The 18,481-nt window shown below is 47.6% G+C and carries 18 protein-coding genes and 1 tRNA gene; 16 read left to right on the forward strand and 3 right to left on the reverse strand.

Features of this window, described 5'->3' with window-relative positions:
* Position 1: 1 nt before the first annotated feature.
* Positions 2 to 667 carry a double zinc ribbon domain-containing protein gene (locus PHR44_02220; GenBank protein MDD4909488.1) on the reverse strand — a complete coding sequence of 222 codons (666 nt, stop codon included), beginning with the start codon at positions 665 to 667 and terminating at the stop codon, positions 2 to 4.
* Between the two features lie 172 nt (positions 668 to 839).
* On the opposite strand from PHR44_02220, the gene PHR44_02225 reads away from it, so the two are divergent.
* The 14 genes from PHR44_02225 to PHR44_02290 all read left to right on the forward strand — a co-directional run bounded on the left by PHR44_02225 (position 840) and on the right by PHR44_02290 (position 13,887).
* Positions 840 to 1,895, forward strand: coding sequence for a mechanosensitive ion channel family protein (locus PHR44_02225; protein MDD4909489.1), 1,056 nt, complete (start codon positions 840 to 842; stop codon positions 1,893 to 1,895).
* Complete coding sequence (locus PHR44_02230; protein ID MDD4909490.1) at positions 1,892 to 4,126, forward strand: trehalose-6-phosphate synthase; 2,235 nt, start codon at positions 1,892 to 1,894, stop codon at positions 4,124 to 4,126. The genes PHR44_02225 and PHR44_02230 overlap by 4 nt, the downstream gene beginning before the upstream one ends.
* A gap of 7 nt (positions 4,127 to 4,133) precedes the next feature.
* Positions 4,134 to 4,931 (forward strand): trehalose-phosphatase, encoded by a 798-nt coding sequence (gene otsB / locus PHR44_02235; GenBank protein MDD4909491.1) that lies wholly within the window; start codon positions 4,134 to 4,136, stop codon positions 4,929 to 4,931.
* Positions 4,932 to 4,934: 3 nt separating this feature from the next.
* Entirely contained in the window at positions 4,935 to 5,606 is a 672-nt protein-coding gene (locus PHR44_02240; GenBank protein ID MDD4909492.1) for a DUF5752 family protein, read from the forward strand.
* Positions 5,607 to 6,821 (forward strand): glycosyltransferase, encoded by a 1,215-nt coding sequence (locus PHR44_02245; protein MDD4909493.1) that lies wholly within the window; start codon positions 5,607 to 5,609, stop codon positions 6,819 to 6,821. It begins immediately after the preceding gene.
* Between the two features lie 84 nt (positions 6,822 to 6,905).
* Positions 6,906 to 7,460, forward strand: coding sequence for an orotate phosphoribosyltransferase (pyrE, locus tag PHR44_02250; GenBank protein ID MDD4909494.1), 555 nt, complete (start codon positions 6,906 to 6,908; stop codon positions 7,458 to 7,460).
* Positions 7,461 to 8,234, forward strand: coding sequence for a M48 family metallopeptidase (locus tag PHR44_02255; protein MDD4909495.1), 774 nt, complete (start codon positions 7,461 to 7,463; stop codon positions 8,232 to 8,234).
* Positions 8,231 to 8,611: a type II secretion system protein gene (locus tag PHR44_02260; GenBank protein MDD4909496.1), complete on the forward strand. Its 381-nt coding sequence runs from the start codon at positions 8,231 to 8,233 to the stop codon at positions 8,609 to 8,611. The genes PHR44_02255 and PHR44_02260 overlap by 4 nt, the downstream gene beginning before the upstream one ends.
* Complete coding sequence (locus tag PHR44_02265; GenBank protein ID MDD4909497.1) at positions 8,608 to 9,093, forward strand: prepilin-type N-terminal cleavage/methylation domain-containing protein; 486 nt, start codon at positions 8,608 to 8,610, stop codon at positions 9,091 to 9,093. Before PHR44_02260 ends, PHR44_02265 begins: the two co-directional genes overlap by 4 nt.
* On the forward strand, positions 9,090 to 10,232 hold the full coding sequence (locus tag PHR44_02270) for a hypothetical protein (protein ID MDD4909498.1): 1,143 nt from the start codon (positions 9,090 to 9,092) through the stop codon (positions 10,230 to 10,232). Before PHR44_02265 ends, PHR44_02270 begins: the two co-directional genes overlap by 4 nt.
* The gene (locus PHR44_02275; GenBank protein ID MDD4909499.1) at positions 10,233 to 10,739 is read left to right on the forward strand and encodes a hypothetical protein; all 507 of its coding nucleotides are present in this window, start codon (positions 10,233 to 10,235) and stop codon (positions 10,737 to 10,739) included.
* Positions 10,740 to 10,741: 2 nt separating this feature from the next.
* Positions 10,742 to 11,170, forward strand: coding sequence for a peptidoglycan-binding domain-containing protein (locus PHR44_02280; GenBank protein ID MDD4909500.1), 429 nt, complete (start codon positions 10,742 to 10,744; stop codon positions 11,168 to 11,170).
* 27 nt (positions 11,171 to 11,197) lie between these two features.
* The gene (locus tag PHR44_02285; GenBank protein MDD4909501.1) at positions 11,198 to 12,190 is read left to right on the forward strand and encodes an OmpA family protein; all 993 of its coding nucleotides are present in this window, start codon (positions 11,198 to 11,200) and stop codon (positions 12,188 to 12,190) included.
* Positions 12,191 to 12,654: 464 nt separating this feature from the next.
* Positions 12,655 to 13,887 carry a hypothetical protein gene (locus PHR44_02290; protein MDD4909502.1) on the forward strand — a complete coding sequence of 411 codons (1,233 nt, stop codon included), beginning with the start codon at positions 12,655 to 12,657 and terminating at the stop codon, positions 13,885 to 13,887.
* Here PHR44_02290 and PHR44_02295 read toward each other — a convergent pair.
* Together PHR44_02295 and PHR44_02300 are read right to left on the reverse strand one after the other, a co-directional pair.
* Positions 13,884 to 16,316, reverse strand: a complete 2,433-nt coding sequence (locus PHR44_02295) for a hypothetical protein (GenBank protein MDD4909503.1) — start codon at positions 16,314 to 16,316, stop codon at positions 13,884 to 13,886. The two genes, PHR44_02290 and PHR44_02295, sit on opposite strands and share 4 nt — an antisense overlap.
* Positions 16,317 to 16,859: 543 nt before the next feature.
* Positions 16,860 to 16,942, reverse strand: a tRNA-Leu gene (locus PHR44_02300).
* A gap of 99 nt (positions 16,943 to 17,041) precedes the next feature.
* Here PHR44_02300 and PHR44_02305 point away from each other — a divergent pair.
* Both PHR44_02305 and smpB read left to right on the forward strand, forming a co-directional pair.
* Positions 17,042 to 17,998 carry an AEC family transporter gene (locus PHR44_02305; protein ID MDD4909504.1) on the forward strand — a complete coding sequence of 319 codons (957 nt, stop codon included), beginning with the start codon at positions 17,042 to 17,044 and terminating at the stop codon, positions 17,996 to 17,998.
* Positions 17,999 to 18,006: 8 nt separating this feature from the next.
* Positions 18,007 to 18,459, forward strand: coding sequence for an SsrA-binding protein SmpB (smpB, locus tag PHR44_02310; GenBank protein MDD4909505.1), 453 nt, complete (start codon positions 18,007 to 18,009; stop codon positions 18,457 to 18,459).
* Positions 18,460 to 18,481 lie beyond the last annotated feature (22 nt).

Below are 18,481 nucleotides of genomic sequence, written 5' to 3' on the forward strand. Positions count from 1 at the left end.
TTTAGTTCGCGAGGGTATACACGTAGATCTTTGCGCAGCCGGCCTTCTTCAATACCTCGGCCGCTTCCTGAACTGTGGCTTGAGTGGTCATGATATCGTCAAACAGCATTATGGATTTTCCTTTGACAGCTTCAGGATCGTCTAAGGCAAAGCAGCCCTTGACGTTGCCGGCCTTATGTTCCGGCTCAAGCTCTGATTGAGGCCGGGTATATTTTACGCGCCGCAATCCCTTAAATATCTCTAATCCGAATTCCTCCGCCAGTTCTTCGCAGAGGAGCATCGCCTGATCGAATTCCCTTTCTCTGAGTTTTCTGCCGTGCAGCGGTATGGGCACGATAAGGTCCACGTTCGTAAGCGGCAAATAATTTTCCCGGATATACTCGATCAACAACTTACCCAGCAGCTCCTTCAGTTTCAGCCGGCTGGAGTATTTAAACAGATGTATCAGTTTTCTGGCGCACCCTTTATATTTCAGGCAGGCATACGCCTTTTCAAAGGCGGCCCCTTTGCCGCCGGGCGCGTAGCACACGTTGTTTTTCTCTATTTTCTCCCAACATTCAAAGCAGAGCAGCCCATCTATGTTGACCTCCTTGAGCCTCCTGCCGCATACGAGGCAGACCTTGGGGTAGAGGATGTTTATCAGGCCCTCCACGGCGCCGCATAGCATAGCCAATATAATAACAACTAATATGGTTGAATTCAAGGAGAAAAAGTTGTAGAATATATTTGCAATACTCGGGTCCGGGATTGGCTGTTATTTCCGGAGGTTAAATAGTTGATGGCCGGGCCGCCATCTGATGAAACGTCAGGTGGCGGTTTTCTTTGGGGGAACGCGAACAATGGATAAATATCTTATCTTTTCAACGCGGGAAGTGGTCGGGATATTATTACCTTTGGCTGTTTTCATAGTCACTTTAATATCGGGTTTTATCATCAGGAAGGTTATCTTTTCCCGCCTGGCGCGCTGGTCTGAAAAGACCAGGACCGAGATCGACGACGTCATTATTACTTCCGCCAAAGGCCCTTTTATGATCTGGTTTTTAATGCTGGGGCTTTATTTCGCGCTTGAATCCTCAAGTATCCCCGAAGGTTCAAGTCATTTTATTAACAAACTCTTGTTGGTTCTTGGTATTCTGTCCGTCACCTTTGTCCTGTCAAATGTGACAGCGAAGTTGATCAGGATATATTCGCGTAAAGTGGAAACCGCCTTGCCCGTTACTTCGCTTACCGGGAATATCAGCCGCATAGTGATATTCGGTGTGGGGATTTTAATAATCCTGAATAGCCTGGGCATCTCCATAACGCCTATTTTAGCCACCTTAGGTGTCGGCGGCCTGGCCGTTGCCCTGGCCTTACAGGATACCCTTTCCAATCTTTTCGCAGGTTTTCATATTATCGTTACTAGGCAGATCAGGGTGGGAGATTACATAAAGTTAGACACCGGAGAAGAGGGTTACGTCATTGATATTACCTGGAGGACGACCCAGGTCAAGATGCTGCCCAATAACGTGGTATTGGTCCCCAATGAAAAGCTTACCAAGGCCATCGTAACCAACTATTATCTTCCCGATAAAGAAATGGCCGTCCTGGTTAATTTAGGGGTCCACTACAAAAGCGATCTGAAGAAGGTTGAGAAGATAACCTGTGAAGCGGCGGCGGAGGTCATGAAATCGGTAACCGGAGGCGTCCCGGAATTCCAGCCCTTTATCCGCTACGGAGGTTTCGGCGATTCCGCCATAAATCTCACCGTGATCTTGAGGGCGAAGGAATTCGTGGACCAATACCTGATCAAGCATGAGTTCATAAAGCTGCTCCATGAGCGTTTTTCCAAAGAAGGCATCGTGATCCCCTATCCCATAAGAGCGGTAAATTACGAACAGGAAAAAGAGAAATGAAGAGAGTCCTTTTATTTATCCTGCCGATCCTGATCCTTATCTCCGTCGCCTTCACTATATTCGGGATACTCCAGGTCCGCTATGAAGAAGAGAAGCTTATGGATGACCTGAAAAGAAAGGCGAGGACGGTAGCGGAAAGCGTGGAATTGTCCGCCAGGCACGCGCTTATTAACGGCGACCTGAAGTCGGCCAAGCGGTTAGTGGAAAGTTTCCAGAAAAGAGAAAGGATGCAGGGCTGCGTAATCTATGATAAGAACGGGCAGGTCCTGGTCATTACTGAACGCATCTCTGACTGGGCGCGGAAAGATAAACCTTACCTTAGAGACGTTCTGGACGGCAAGAGCGCCGTCGGGGCGATGGAAAAATTCGGCGATTATTCCGTATACGTCCATGCCCTGCCGGTCCTGGACGATGAAAATAATATATTGGGCGCGGTAGAGGTCGTTTACGATACCTCTTATCTATTCATCACTCTGGCAGACCTGTGGAGGCGGATAAGCATAACCCTGATAACCTTGATCGTGCTTATAGCCATAGCCGCTTTATTGATCCAGAGGCAGATCTTTATCCTGCCTGTGCGCCGGCTCACTCAATGGTTCACTCATTTTCAAAAAGGAGAAACGGAAAAGTTGAAGCCGTTCGAAGAAAAGGGCGAGTTTGGGCGGCTGGTAAGCGAAGTAGAGCAGGTCGCCCTGGGCCTGAGGGTGGCGCGTAAGGTGGTCAGCGAAGAAGCGCATGTCCGCCTCGCCAAAGAGGACCTGTGGACGGAGCATAAATTAAAAGACCTTATCCACGCTAAGTTGGGAGACAACGCCTTTTTTGTGGTCTCCAACCGCGAGCCGTATATGCACGTCATAGATGAGGTGACCGGCGCGCCTAAATGCATCCGGCCGGCAAGCGGCGTTGTCACCGCCATAGACCCGATACTGCGCGCCTGCGGCGGGACGTGGATCGCGCACGGAAGCGCGGAGGCGGACAGGAGGTTTGTCAACTCCAGGGATAAACTGGGGGTGCCGCCGCAAGACAACCGTTATATCCTGAAGAGGGTATGGCTTACCAAGGAAGAGGAGGAGGGCTATTATTACGGTTTTGCCAACGAGGGCTTATGGCCGCTTTGCCATGTTACTCATACCCGCCCCATATTCAGGGAGACCGACTGGCAGATGTATAAGAAGGTAAACCAGAAATTTGCCGACAGCGTTTTAGAGGAACTGCCGGCAAAGAACCCGTTTGTCTTTATCCAGGATTATCATTTCACCATGCTTGCCAGGATGATCAAGGAAAAAAGGCCCGACGCTACGATAGCGCTGTTCTGGCATATCCCCTGGCCTAACCCGGAGGTCTTCGCGATCTGCCCCTACCAGCGGGAGATCCTCAATGGGATGCTCGCCTGCGATCTGATCGGCTTCCACGTGCAGGTCCATTGCAACAACTTTCTTGACACGGCCAACCGCCTGATCGAATGCCGCGTTGACACGGAAAAATTCAGCATAGTCAGGGCCAGTAAGGAGACGTTTGTCAGGGCCTTTCCCATCAGCGTTGACGTACACATGGGCGCTAAGGCGTCTAAAGCCGAATCCAGCCAGATAGACGCGATACGCCAGGAATTTCAATTGCAGGATAAGCTGGTCGCCGTGGGCGTGGACAGGATAGATTATACTAAAGGCATAATTGAAAGGGTGCTCGCCGTTGACAGGTTTCTGGAAAAATATCCGGAATATAAAAATAAGTTCGTATTCATCCAATTGGCCGCTCCCAGCAGGACCCATATTAAGCGCTATCATGAGCTTATCGGGGAGATAGATGAATTGGTCGAAAAAAAGAACTGGAAATACTCGGAAGGGGACTGGAAGCCGATAATCTATCTAAAGAAGTATTTTTCGCAGGAAGAGGTAAGGCCGTATTATCTGCTCGCGGACCTGTGTATCGTGAGCTCTTTGCATGACGGGATGAATTTAGTCGCGAAAGAATATGTGGCGTCAAAGGCCGATCTAAGCGGCGCTTTGATCCTGAGCCGTTTTACCGGCGCCGCCCGGGAGCTCACCGATGCCGTGCAGATAAACCCCTATTCCATAGAAGAATTCGCGGACGCGATAAAGCTTTCTCTTGAGATGCCCGCGGAGGAAAAGAGGAAGCGCATGGAGAACATGCAGAGGATCATCAGCGAGAACAATGTCTATCGCTGGGCAGGCAGCATAGTTACGGAGCTGACCGCGTTGAATAAGGCATGAGTATGCCATGAAAGATATTTTGCTCTCCTGGGGGGGCGTCAAGAAGGAGATAGCCGGTAAACATCTTCTGCTGTTTTTGGATTATGACGGGACGCTTGCCCCGATCGCGCGGACGCCCGGAGAGGCGGTTCTTTCTAAAGAGGTAAAAGGATTATTACGGGGCCTGTCCACGAGCCCTTATTGCTCGCTGGGCATCATCAGCGGCAGGGCCCTGGGAAGCATAAAGAAGGCCGTGGGGATAAAAGGCATTATTTATGCCGGCAACCACGGCCTGGAGATAGAAGGGCCCGAGTTCAAATTTACAGTGCCTCTTTCGCCGCGCTTTAGGTCGGCCCTGCGCGATATCTCCGGAAAATTGCGCAAGCGGCTTTCCGGCATAAAAGGCGTTCTCATGGAGGATAAGGGCCTGACGCTGAGCATCCATTATCGTTTAGCCGGCAGAAAAGATATCCCCGCGTTTGAGAGGGCCGTTTCCGAGGTTACCCGTCCTTACGCCGCGCGCGGCAGTGTAGGGATCGATCATGGGAAGAAAGTTTATGAGATAAAACCCCCTATACAATGGGATAAAGGCAAAGCCGTCTTATGGCTTATGGCAAGGCGGCAATTTGCCTCAGGAGGCAAAGGCGTTCTTCCCGTTTATATCGGAGACGACGTAACCGATGAAGATGCCTTTAAGGCATTAAAAAGAAGGGGGCTGACGGTATTCGTGGGGGAGAGGCGCGCTTCCAGGGCCGATTACCGCCTGAAGAACACGGGAGAGGTGGCGAAGTTCCTGCGTTTAATATCAGCGTTAAAGCGTGAATAGATCATGCCCGAGTCAATAAAAGCAAAAGAGCCGTTCAGGTTTTTCACGAGATTGCACCTGTCGGAGCTGACCGGATTAAGAGCCGTCACCTTAGGCCAATTGCTGGGCTTTATCAAGGAGGTGTCTGGTTCCTGCATTTATCACCACACCCATAGATATCTGCAGCAGCACCAGTATCTTTCTCCCGAGCCGCCTAATGATTTCGCGTATTGGGTAAGCGAGGTCCTTGGCGAAGATGAGCTCGCGGAGATGCTGGTCAGCATTGATACGGTGCAATACCCGACCATCCGGCAATTGAGGGAAAAGATCGCGGCCACGATCGAGGCGTACTTAAAAGAGAGCCCTTCCGCTAAGCTGAAATTCGCGCGTTCAGGAGAAGAGTTCCATTTCATCAAGTCGGTAAGTTTTATTTTACCGACAAACTATATCGTTTATGATCTGAGCGAATTCGCGCGGGTCCTGAGGAAGATCACCATTGACTCTATCTATTTTCATATCTTTGAGGCGCGCCTGCGGCTGGAAAAGGCGGCAAACGACTTTTCATACTGGATAGAGAATTCTTTGGGCGACAAGGAATTGGCTGATAACATTTCCGGCTTTGACCCCTATACCCGCACCCTGGAAGACCTGAGGAAAACAATCGTCCGGATAATCGAAAGAAGGATACGGGATTAGATGGCAAAGATAGAAGAATATATACCTATTGTGGGGCAGTCCATCATCGACGACCTGAGGCTGCTCGGCGAACGCCTGAAAGGCAAGGTCATCCAGCATATAAACTCTACTCCTGTAGGAGGCGGGGTCGCCGAGTTGTTAAACCGCATGGTCCCGTTGTTAAAAGAGCTGGCGGTAGACGCGAGGTGGGACGTAATAAAGGGCGGCGAGCAATTCTTTAACGTGACCAAGAGGTTCCATAACGCGCTGCACGGCAGGGCCGAGGATATAACACAAAGGGATTTTGAAGTATTCCTGGAGACCAGCAGGGAAAACATCGCGAATGTCAATACCTACGGGGATATTGTCTTTGTCCACGACCCGCAGCCGATAGCCCTGATAAAAAAGAGGTCCGAGAACAAATGGCTTTGGCGCTGCCATATTGATGTGTCTAATCCCGACAAAAAGGTCTGGGAGTTTCTAATGGATTTTATTATTCAGTATGACTCGGCGGTATTTTCCGCCCCGGCCTTCTCGCAAAAACTGCCGATAAGGCAATTCTTGATCTCTCCGTCCATCGACCCTTTAAGCGATAAGAACAAAGAGCTGCCGCGGGAGGTGATAGACGGCGTTTTACAAAAATATAATATCAGTAAAAATAAGCCGATAATCACCCAGATATCCCGCTTTGACCGCCTGAAAGACCCTGTAGGTGTGATCGACGCGTATAAGCAGGTAAGAAGATATATCAATTGCCAGCTGGTTTTGGCCGGCGGCGCCGCGGAAGACGACCCGGAGGGCCTGAAGGTCCTTGAGGAAGTTAAAGAGAAGGCCAGGAATGATCCGGATATCCATATATTGCTTTTGCCTCAAAATGATATAGAGGTGAACGCGCTGCAAAGGGCCTCAGACGTCATTATCCAGAAGTCCCTGAGGGAAGGGTTCGGTTTAACGGTCGCCGAGGCCTTGTGGAAGGCAAAGCCGGTTGTGGCCTCCAATGTCGGCGGTATCCCTCTGCAAATAAAACATAAATACTCAGGGCTGCTTTGCCATTCTATTGAGGGGGCCAGTTTTGCCATAAAACAGCTCTTAAGCAGCCCTGAATACGCCGGAAAATTGGGAGAGAACGGGCGCGAACATATAAAAAACAATTTTTTAGTTACGAGGCACTTAAGAGATTATATGCTGCTGTTCCTTTCATTGTATTACCAGGAAGATGTCATTAACCTGTGTTGATTTCGGCGGTTTTGACTTTGATTGACAGAGATATATAGTAAAGGTAGAATAAGGGCTAAAGAAATACAGGCAGAGGTGATAAATATGAATAATATAGACGCCTTAAAGGCCAGGTTACTGGTTGTCTTGAAAGAAAAAAGTTTTCACAAGCAGAAGGTGAAGTTGGCCTCGGGGCTTGAGAGCGATTATTATATTGACGCCCGGGTCACTACTTTAAGCGCCGAAGGCGCCTACCTGGCGGCGAAGATAATGATAGAGATGGCTAAAGGAGAAAAGATAAAGGCGATAGGCGGCCCTACCCTCGGCGCGGACCCCCTTGCCGGCGCTATCGCCGCCGTGAGTTTTCAGGAAGGCGCTCCCATAGACACATTTATCGTAAGGAAGGCGGTTAAGGCGCACGGCAGGCAGAAACGCGTAGAAGGCGCCGCGTTAGAAAAGGGAGACGAGGTTATTTTGATAGACGATGTGGCGACCACGGGCGGCTCCCTCGTTGATGCCATAGGGGCGTTAAAAGAAATGGGCGTCAAGGTCAACAAGGTATTTTGCGTGGTTGACCGGCTGCAGGGAGCGGCAGAAAACCTGCGCAAGTCCGGCTGTGAACTTATTCCCATATTTACCTCAAAGGATTTCGGAGTATAAATGTTAAGGGGCATTTTCGCGTCAGTCCTCGCGTTTTCCCTATGCGGCTGTATCACGGAGTACAACATCGCCACGCGGCAGGAGGAGTTGATATATTACAGCACGGAGAAAGAGGGGCGGTTAGGCGCCTCAGTGGCGGCGGCGATCGAGAAGGAATACAAATTAGCGGAAGACCCTCTGGTGCAGGAACGCGTGCGGCGGATAGGAGAGCGTATCGCGGCCGTTTCCGACCGCAAAGACATAAAGTATCATTTTAAGGTCATAGATGAGGACGAAGTTAACGCCGTGTCATTGCCCGGCGGATATGTCTATTGTTTCAGCGGGCTGATCGAGAAGATAGAGACCGACGACCAGCTGGCCGCGGTGCTGGCGCATGAAGTGGCGCACATTGCCGCCAAGCACAGCATAAAGAAACTCCAGGCGGCGATGGGATATTCGCTTCTGCGCGTCGCGCTCGCGCAGGCAGGGGATGCCAATGCCGCGGCAGGCATTGACGCCGCGGTAAATCAGGCATTCCTGGGTTATTCCCGTGAGGATGAACTTCAGGCCGATACGTTAGGCGTTAAATACACCCGGCTCGCGGGATATGACCCCGACGCGGCGCTGGGGGTCCTTGAGATACTGGAGAAAGAAGGCAGGAAAAGGCCCGCCGGAAGCAAGTCCTACTTTCGCACCCATCCCTATATCCCCGACCGCATAAGAGTGGTCAGGCAGGGGCTGGGCGAAGACATGAGTTTTACGGACTATATCAACATCGAGCAGGAAGTGAAATGAAAAACAATAAGGCGTTCACTCTCGCGGAATTGATATTAGCCGCCGCGATAACGGCGTTTGCCTTCAGCGCCATACTTCTGGGCATATTGACTTATTCGCTGATAGGCAAGAAGGCGCGGCAGATCACTATCGCCACCGGCCATGCCGAATACGTCCTGGAGGAGATAAAGGATTCCACGATCTCTGCTATACAATCAACCGACTGGGCGCAGTGGGCCCGGGATGAAGGGCTGGATGATTTAGATAGAGGGGATGATCTTGAGGCAATAACCGTATCCACGTCAGGGACGAATCCCCTCCTTGTTCAGGTTACTGTCAGTTGGGATGAAGACGGGGCATCCAGAAGCATAGATTTTTACACAAAGGTCGCGGAATGAGAGTGGGGAATAAAAAAAACGGTTTTACGCTGGTAGAGGCCATGATAGTGGTCTTGATATTTTCTTTTATTGTCGCCGCCATATCCGGCGTCCTGCTGGCAGGTAATCAATCGCTGAAGGCAAATTACGCCTCATTCATAGTCCAGCAGCAGGGGCGCGGCTCCCTGTTGAAGATCGCGAGGGAATTGAGGAAGGCCTCAGGGGTGTCGCTTGTTTCTCAAGGGGCGGATTCTATCACCTATCAGGCAAAGGATGCGTTGGGCGCTTCCTATGAAGCCGCTATCTATCTTAACGAGGAAAGCGGCAAGATCATGAAGAGCGTAGGCGGTGTTGATACCGCGACCATAGCGGGGGAAATATCAGGCCTGGCTTTTTATACGCAAGGCAACACCGTGAAAATAGAGGTTACGTCCCAAAAGACAGTCCTGGGCAGGACGCATACCTTTACTCTCGCGGGCAGGGCGCGGGTGAGGAACCTATGAGAATAGTCGGCGATAAAAAAGGCGCCGTGCTTATATTCTGCTATTTTGTAATAGCCATGCTGGCTATAGCGGGCGCCGGGATCTTCGGCTTTGGCATCGTCGAGTTAAGGTCCGCTTCCGTATACCGCGATTCTACCAAGGCATTCTGGCTGGCAGAGGGGGGCCTGCAAGAGGCATTTTATCAGTTAAGACAGGATATCAACTGGGCGCCTGAACCGGTATCCTTCGGCGGCTTCACGGATGGTTCGGCATCGGTAACGGTTGAAAACCTGGGCAGTAAACTCAACATTGTTTCGGTGGGCAATTATGCTTCGCCTCAGGCCACGTTCAATCGCGCGGTCTCGGCTGACGCCTATTTGATCCCTTCTCCCGCCGAGAACACCATTTCTTCCGGAGGCGACCTTGGCCTGTGGGGCGTATTTTCCGATTTAAGGGTGCACGACAAGACGAGGATAAGCGGAGAATTTGAAGAAAGCGGCCCCGGGGCGCAGAGCTGGTTTGAAGACAAGCAGGAGGGCGTAAACTCCGATCACACCACGCTTAAGATACCGGATATGAACGATAACGGAACCGCCGATGAATTTGACGATTTCGTGCTTTTTGCCAGGGACGCGGTCGCGTCAGAGGACCCGGACGATGTGGTGTATATCCAGTCAAATAACGCGGTGCTTGTCTTCCCCGACGAGGACCTTGTCGGCAAGAAGATCGTATATGTGGAGGGTTCAACTCCGGGGAGCGGAGATATAAGTATAATATTTGACGGCACCTGGCAGGACGGCGAGGACCTGACATTTATTTCAACCGGGGACATAACCTATCTGGAGCCGCTGCAGTTCCAGTCAGAGGCGCGCCTGAGCACCATGTCCTGGGAGGATTATTCAGAGACGGCGATATTTATCAGCGCGCATGAAAGCGTGAACTACTCGCACGGGCAGAGCAATTTTGTCGATATATTTGAATGGGGCTCAACCACGGGCAACGTTATCTCCAACGGCGGCATCTCATTCACTGAGGTGTTGACTTACAAGGAGTTTTATTTCAGCGACAGGTTTATGAACGGAGATTTCCCTCCGGGTTTTTACGGCCTGATCGCGGCCGGACAGCTGGGAGACGGCCTGTCTGACTGGAGGGAAGAGTAGATGATGAAGGCCGGGAAATCCCATATCGTATTTTTGATCGCCGCGGCCGGGCTGGCGCTCATCATTTTCTATTTTATATCGTCCATTACGGAGAAAGCACAACTTGAGAATATAGAACCCGTTCCGTCGGAGGCGCGGAAGATAGAGGCGCCGAGGCGAACGCTTATTCCTTCGCGGCCGGAGGACTATGGAATGATAGCGCTTTCTCCCGTTAACAGCCCGCGGGACCAGGGGCAGTGGGATGGGCTGATGATGAGCAAGGTGTCGGAGCTTAGAAGCGGATTGAAAGAGGGCCAGGTTGGAGCGATAAAGAAAGCTGTCGCCGAAGACCCCAGGAGGTCGCGGGAGAAGTTAAAGCTGGTTGATTCAAAGATCGAAGAGATGAAAGTGGTCTTATCATCGGACCCGAATAACGAGCAGGCGGCAGAGCGCCTGCGGAACCTGATGGCTTTAAAAAGTATCCACAAGGCAATGAAGGAAAACTTCGGCGCGGAAAAGGAGAGGTGAAGATGGCGAAATTGTTAACGGTAGCGGCGGTGTTGTTCGGTTTGTTGGGCTGCGCTTCAGTCAGGAAGGAAACCAGGGACGCGCAGATCCAGCAGCTTCAAACGCAGGTCAGCGATCTAAGCGGTGAGCTTCAGAAAAAGGACGAAGAGATCGGTTATTTAGAGCGGCAGCTGGCAGCGGCCCAGACCCAAAGGGAAGAGATTACCTCCGCGCGGGAACGCGCGCCAAAAAAATCGCTGGACAGCAAAAAGAGGACCCGTAAGAACATTCAGCTCGCCCTGAAGAAGGCCGGCTATTATAAGGGCGAGATTGACGGCAAACTGGGGAAGGCGACAAAAAAGGCTGTCAGGGATTTTCAAAAGGCCAATGGTTTGAGCGCGGATGGGATAGTAGGAAAGGCGACCTGGGCCAAGTTAAGCGGGCATTTGTAATAAACAGCGGCTTGGAGGAAAACAGACATGTTGAAGACAATGAGATCCCCGAGGTTTCTGGCGTGTTCCCTGATGATGATCGTATTCTTCTGCGCGAGCAATGCTTTTACCTATGCTAAAGATAGAGAGGGAAAGCGCGAAAAAGAATCAAAGGAACTGCAAAAACGTTTTGAATGGTGGCCTACCGACGCCAAACCCGCTCCCGTAAAAGACCCCGCGATGGGAGGATACTGGTGGATGCCGACAGAGCCGGGGACTGCCCGCCCCTGGGGCAACCGTGGCTACATTTATGTCTATAAAATAATCTTTGACTATAAGGAGGAAGAGCTCCCGCCGCCCAAGCCGCAGGAGCCGAGGGCGGCCCTGCTTATAAAGAAGATCATCAAGAACGTAAAGATCTATTTTGATTACGATAAGTCCGAATTGCGCGACGACGCGGTGGATATACTGGAAAACGCCGTCAGGGTATTGGGAAGGAACCCCGATGCCAGCGTCCTCATAACCGGCAACTGCGATCTCCGCGGCTCGGAGGCATACAATGAAAAACTGGGGCGAAGGCGGGGGGAGGCGGTAAGAAGATTTATGCTGGATAATGGTATCCCCGAAGAGAGGATACGCATAGTCAGCCGCGGCAAGCTGGACGCGATAGCGCACGTAGACGACCTCGTGGGCATGCAGAAAGACAGGAACGCGCAGTTCACCATCGCCGAGGTGAAAGAGGTGATGATCCCCTATGGCGGCGAGGGAGAACAGGCCGCCGCGGAAGCGGAAGATATCTCGCAGGCGCAGGAGATAGAAGACGGCAAATACCTTATTGAAAAAGAGCAGGAAGTGACGTCTGAGGTGAGGATCTCCACAAAGGAATACAGGGTCAAGAAAGGCGATACGCTTTCAAGCATAGCCAAGGAGCAGCTGGGCAAGGCGCACCGCTGGAAATATCTTTACGAATTGAATAAAGACAGGATCAAAGACCCCAATAAGCTCAAGGCAGGGCAGGAGATTGTCATTCCAGTAGAATAAATAGTGCGGAAGGAGAGATTTACCCGACCATCGTGCCACATAGGTCGGGATCCCGCCGAGAATTAGACAAGTAGCGGGAGAACTCTCACAGAGCTATGGTGTCCTTCATCTGAGGAATGCCCAAAAGGCCGTTTGTCAATTAACCTACTCGATTCAATCCTACTACAACCATACAAATCAATCAAGAGAATAGTCCCCGCGGGCTAGGCCGCTCGCTTCTTGCTAATGCAATGCGTGTTCGGCTCGGCTTGGGGCTGGCGGCGGGCGGCGGCGCCAGCCCCAAGCGTCCTAGCTTTCAATCCTTTTAAAACCTACCTATGCTCGGCCACTATGCCGCATTCACCAAATAAAAAACTCGGCGGTGCGGCATGCCGAGCTTCTTGGTGGAAAACTTAGTATTCTCCTTACCAGAACTAATACTAACTATACTTGCGTCTTGAGATTAAAAGAGTTACAATGAAAACATGGAAAATTATGTAAAGGAAATGTATTTGGATATTGTTAAGTCAAAAATTGCTGCCTATAAAATCCTTAATTTTGGTGATAAGTTTTCTTTAAAAGCACCTTCTAAAATTAACTGTAAAGATTTTAAAGAGCTTATTGCAAAGCTTGAAAATGAGACTTTACAAGATGGTGCAATAGTCACTTTAGATGGTTATTTTTCAAATTATGCCCAAATGTATTTCCCATTGACATATATGCCTTCAATCCCGTCTGTGGCTAAAATAGAGGAAATTGAAGAAGCACATCAAATCACGGAGGATATTATTATTCCTCGAGTAAAAGGAAACTTGCAGTTTTCGTTCAAGAGTTTTCAATTACCAATAGAAAATATTCCGGTTTTAAATATTGAAAATAGACAGTGGAAAATTGGATTCTTGTATCCTAAGGAATTTTCGGGTTTTAATTTTGAAGAAGATAAAACACCTGAGAAGAATAAATTAAGAGAGCTACGCTTAAAAATCCCCTCTTCCGCAACACCGGTTTTGGTTCTTTATGACAATTCTGTTTATTCTCAATTTACGGAAAGCGACGTAATAATTACCGCACAAGTTGCCGTCTTGGACAAAGCGCTTGTTGATGAATTCGGATGTTGTTTAGGGGACTTACAGTATTTATTACAAAGGAATTCATTTTTTAGAAAAAAGGAAGATACTAATGCCTTATGTTTAATCCTTAACAAATTCACTGGCGGGATAAAAAATAGTGTAAAACGAGAAGTCGAGGGGACTTTGTTATTGGAAGCATATTTTAGAAAGGAGATGCATGTAACTGAACAAGGTTTATCAAAAGCCTTACCCAATGCTCCTGGTGGCTTGCGTATAGCTAATTACCCGCCTTATGCACAAGCAGGATATGGGGCAAGTATACCTACCAATAAAGTTAATTTTGTTTTACGCCAACCGTTAACCTTCTCAATCTTAACTAATTCGTCAGTTAATAAAGAAGTTTTGTTAAAAGACATTGAGTTAATGCGCATACATTTTATGCTATTTATTCGTAATATATGCGCAATAAAAGCGAGCGAGCGTAAAATTAGTCTTTCTCCTCCCGATATATTTTTCTTATCTTCAATATATGAAAAGAGTTTATTCGGAATAGATAATTTCTTGAAAGCTGCAGGCGGAATTGAAGGAGTTAAAGGATTGGCAGGCTTTAATGAAACTAGAAACTGGCTTTGGGACTTCTGTTCTTAAGAGAGACAAAAGAATAAGTGATATATTTTTAGTTTTGTTCTCCATTTAGTTACGTGCAGGGAACTAAAGGTTTTTCCCGGTGTACCAACATCTATTTCTATGATTTCCAGACTATCTTTTTCAAAATCGTCAAAATCCGTCACGCACTTTTGAGCTCTATTGATTGTACCTACAAAGTCCTGATCTTTGAAAAAGGTTACCAAAAAAGCAAATTTCTGCTTGTCTGTCAAATTACCCAACAATTGTTTTTCTTTTGATTTGTAGTATTCTTCGCCTTTCCAGACTAAACACTCACTAATAGCCTTTTCCTTATCAATCGCAATATGAATATCTGTTTTTCCTTCTCCGTGCTTGCTTTCTCGAGTTGCAGCTTCGCCAATTTGGGGAATATTTTGTAATTGCACTAACATAATATCTCTTAAATGTTCTTCACCCTGACTTCTGCAAGTGCCTCTTATTTCTTCAAGACGATTGCCCACGTTAAGCAAAGACTTAAAAACAAGTGTTTCGAAATCTTCTATTGGCGCTTCTTCATCTACATTATTCTTATCTAAGGGTGATCTTTGCGCTAGTAGCTGATTCTGATAATCAAGACGTAGTTCCTTAATCTCTTGATTACTCTTCAATTTTCTATAATCTTCTTGAAGCAATTTTTCTGCGATTTGCATCTCTTTTTGAAGACTTGACAATTTTGGTAATTCTTTAACTGCTTGTCTAAAAACTTCTACTGATAGATCAAATTGACCCCTGTCTCTCAATAACCAACCTTTTCCTCTATAAGCCATTTCTTTTGTATTTGCATTTCCCTTAGCTATAATGTCATCAAATATAGATAAGGCCCTTTGATCTAATTCTTGTTTTTTTGCAGCATTTTCTGGCAGATCTCCTAATAATTTATAATATTCCGCTTCAAAAAGATTATTAAGTAATTTCGCATCAAAGGGGAGAAACTCTAGACACATTCTTGCTTGAGACTTCTTAGCTTCAATTTTTATATACGCGGCTAAATGAAGTAGAGATTTTCTTCGATAAATATCTTTCTTAGATTCATCGGATTCATTTTCGATAAGAATTTGATACAATTTGTGACACGCAAGATCATAAACTTCAATATGGCTTGTAAGCAATAAATTATTTGCTGCTATTCCTATAGCTTCGATATTTTTTGGAAAGGACAAGTGGGATGAAATAGCCAAGAAAGCTAAACCTGAGTATAAGTTGCCTTCTAAGAAATACCCGCCGGCTTGAAAAGCTTTAGAAGCTCTAAATTGAAGGTAAACTAGTCTTTTACTATTGTTACTTACTAAACCATAACTAATAGCTTGTACCAAAAACAACTCCCCCAAAGACTTATAATAGAGCCTCTTTGCTTTAGTTGATTTCAATATACGAAGTGCATCCTTATAAAGAATAATTCTTTCTTTAAAAGAAACGTTTTGAGCATTTGCAAGTATTAACTTTGATAGAGCTTCGCAAATTTGAGATTTTTCAATGGCTGTCGGTTCTTTTTTGAATAATTCTGCTGCCTTAAGAAAAAGGGCTGATTTTTCTTTTGGGTCACCTGAATGTCTTGCTTTTAGTTCTTCAATTGTTCCCTTGAGTTCATAAAGCAAGAATTTATCAGCAGTCTTTTCGGTTTCTCCACATGCTTCTTCTAAATATTGAATTCGTTTATTGAAATCATTCTGAAAATACGAGGCGGCCCTCAGATAAGCAGATTTAACCTTCGCTAAACATTCAGGATTATCTGCTTTCTCGGCATGTTCACAAGCTTTTTTAAGCGCTGGAAGACATTCGGGAGAAAAAGAGCTATAATAATATAAAGAAGAATACAGGTAATGAAAACTCATGTACAAATTGAACTTTTTCTCGTCTCCTGCCTTACTATATTCTTCTGCACACTCCTTAAATAATTCACCCATCTTTTTTGTATCATGTTTCTTAGCTTCTGTAGTAATCTGTACTAACGCCTCGCACCGTTTTGCCTTTGCAATATGAATATCTTTCTGTGCTTGCAGATAATAATCACCATTTTTAGCAATTTCTTCTGGACTAAGCGATTTTACTTTAGATAATTCATATGCTTCTTGTTCATAAAGCTTAGCTTTTTTGTGCTTATTTTTTTCTTCTCCTGCTAAATAAGCTAAATAAGCTGCCTTCATTGCACGATAAAAGTTCTTGTCACCACTTTCCTTGAAAGCCTCTAAGCATTTAGCAAAATTTTCTTTTTTATTTTCTGGGGCATCGGCAGCAACTTTTGATAAGTAATACATGCCAAGCATTTGAAATCCGCTTTTTTTATCTCCAGCAGTTATATATAATTCATGGGCCTTGAAAAAATGAGGAATTCTCTCTAGGAAAGAAATTTCATCTTTTTGTGCCAATTCTTGTTCTGCTTGCGCTTCTTTTAATAATTGCTCTTTAGTCATCTAAAAGGTAGTTTGTGAACTTTCGTTTTCATTGTAACTCTTTTAATTTCAAGACGCAAGTATAGTTAGTATTAGTTCTGGTAAGGAGAATACTAAGTTTTCCACCAAGAAGCTCGGCATGCCGCACCGCCGAGCTTTTTTATTTGTTCATTGCGGCATGGTGGACGAGCCTGGATAGTTTTTTAGAAGGTTAAGCGAGGACACTGCGGCTGGGGCTGCCCCCACCCAGCCCCAGCCGCAAACCGAGCTGAACACGCATAGCATTAGTAAGAAGCGAGCGGCCTAGCGAGCGCCAAGCGAAGGCCTGCCCCAAGCCGAGCCGAACACGCATTGCATTAGCAAGAAGCGAGCGGCCTAGCCCGCGGGGACTATTCTCTTGATTGATTTGTATGGTTGTAGTAGGATTGAATCGAGTAGGTTAATTGACAAACGGCCTTTTGGGCATTCCTCAGAAGCAGTGAGGAGGGAGTTTCCCGACCATCGTGTCACATAGGTCGGGATCCCGCCGAGTTACTATATAGCAGCGGGAGAACCCGAAAATAGTGCGGAAGGAGAGATTTGAACTCTCACAGGGTTACCCCCACAACGCCCTGAACGTTGCGTGTCTGCCATTCCACCACTTCCGCGTTTTCTTCCTGAACTATCCCGCATATTTTACCCCTTTTGTCCGTAATGTCAAAACAAAATGAATTGTAAGTTCCCTGTCCGGTTGGTATAATTAGGCCATGTTTATCGCCTCGTTCAATAGCGTGTTTGCGGCGTGTTTTCAGGTATTTGTGCTGGGCTTCCTGGGATATATCTGCTTTAAGCGCCGGCTTGTGGATGATAACGGGCTTAATTTCATCAGCAAGTTGACAATAGAAGTGACCCTGCCGCTGCTCATATTTACCAGCATACTGCGTAATTTCAGTTTTTCCGCGTTTAATCTTTGGTGGCTCCTGCCTTTGATAGGCGTGGCAGTCAGCGTATGCGGTTTTTTTGTCTCTCTGCCTTTCTCTCCGTTTTTTAAGGCGGGGCAGGAGAGAAGGCAGTATATGGCGCTGATAGGGTTTCAGAACGCCGGATACCTTATGATCATGTTTATCTCCTCATATTTTTCCGGCGCGGACAAAGAAAACATGCTGATACTTCTGTTTTTGTTTCTTCTGGGTTTTAATCTGCTTGTGTGGTCGTTCGGCGTCAGCTTTCTCACCGGCCGGAGCTTAAGGAGTTTTGAGCTGGGCAGTCTGTTCAGCCCTCCGGTTATTGCGGCGCTCTCAGGCCTTCTGGCGGTGCTGCTGGGTTTAAACAGGTATCTTCCCGGCCCGCTGATCCAGCCGTTTAAGATGTTAGGCGACTGCACCTCGCCGCTGGCGCTGTTTATGATTGGAGGTAATCTGGCGCGGGTGAGACCGAAGGACTTAAACCCCAAGCTCATATCGCTGGCCTCCCTGGGAAAGCTGGTTATCCTGCCGTTTATCGCCCTGATACTCGTGGTAAATCTCAATCTTCCCCGCTTGTTGGGCTTGTTGATCCTGCTTGAGGCGGCTATGCCTCCGGCCGTATCCTCGTCGGTAATACTCAGGCATTATAAAAAAGAGGATATATTCGTCAGCCAGGGCATCTTCTTCGGCCACATATTAAGCGTCCTGACCGTGCCGCTTTTTTTGAGTTTGTATTTTATGCTTAGTGTGGTAAAATAATCTCCCCTATGGGTAAGGTCATAGCCACGAACAAAAAGGCATTAAGGGACTATTTTGTCGTCGAGACGCTTGAGGCGGGTATCGAGCTGAAGGGCTCCGAGGTAAAATCCGTGAGGGCGGCCAACGCCGACCTCAACGACGGCTATGCCAGGATCGAGGGCGGGGAAGCCGTTCTTTATAATATGTACATAGCGCCTTATGTGGAGGCCTCTTATATGAACGTGGACCCTTTGAGGCCGAGGAGGCTTTTGCTTAAGAAGGCGCAGATAACGAAGTTGATGCAGCAGGCCTCGCAAAAGGGCTGCACGCTTATACCGCTTAGATTATATTTTTCAGACAGGGGCTTTGCCAAGATAGAGCTTGCCGTATGCAAAGGCAAGAGGATGTTTGATAAGCGCCAGGCAATAAAGGAAAGGGAGGTTGGCCTGGCGATCAAACGCACTTTGCGCGCGAGGCGATAATATGTTAGAATTGGGTAAGGAA

The sequence above is a fragment of the Candidatus Omnitrophota bacterium genome, from assembly GCA_028707125.1.
Taxonomy (GTDB): Bacteria; Omnitrophota; Gorgyraeia; order Gygaellales; family JAQTUX01; genus JAQTUX01.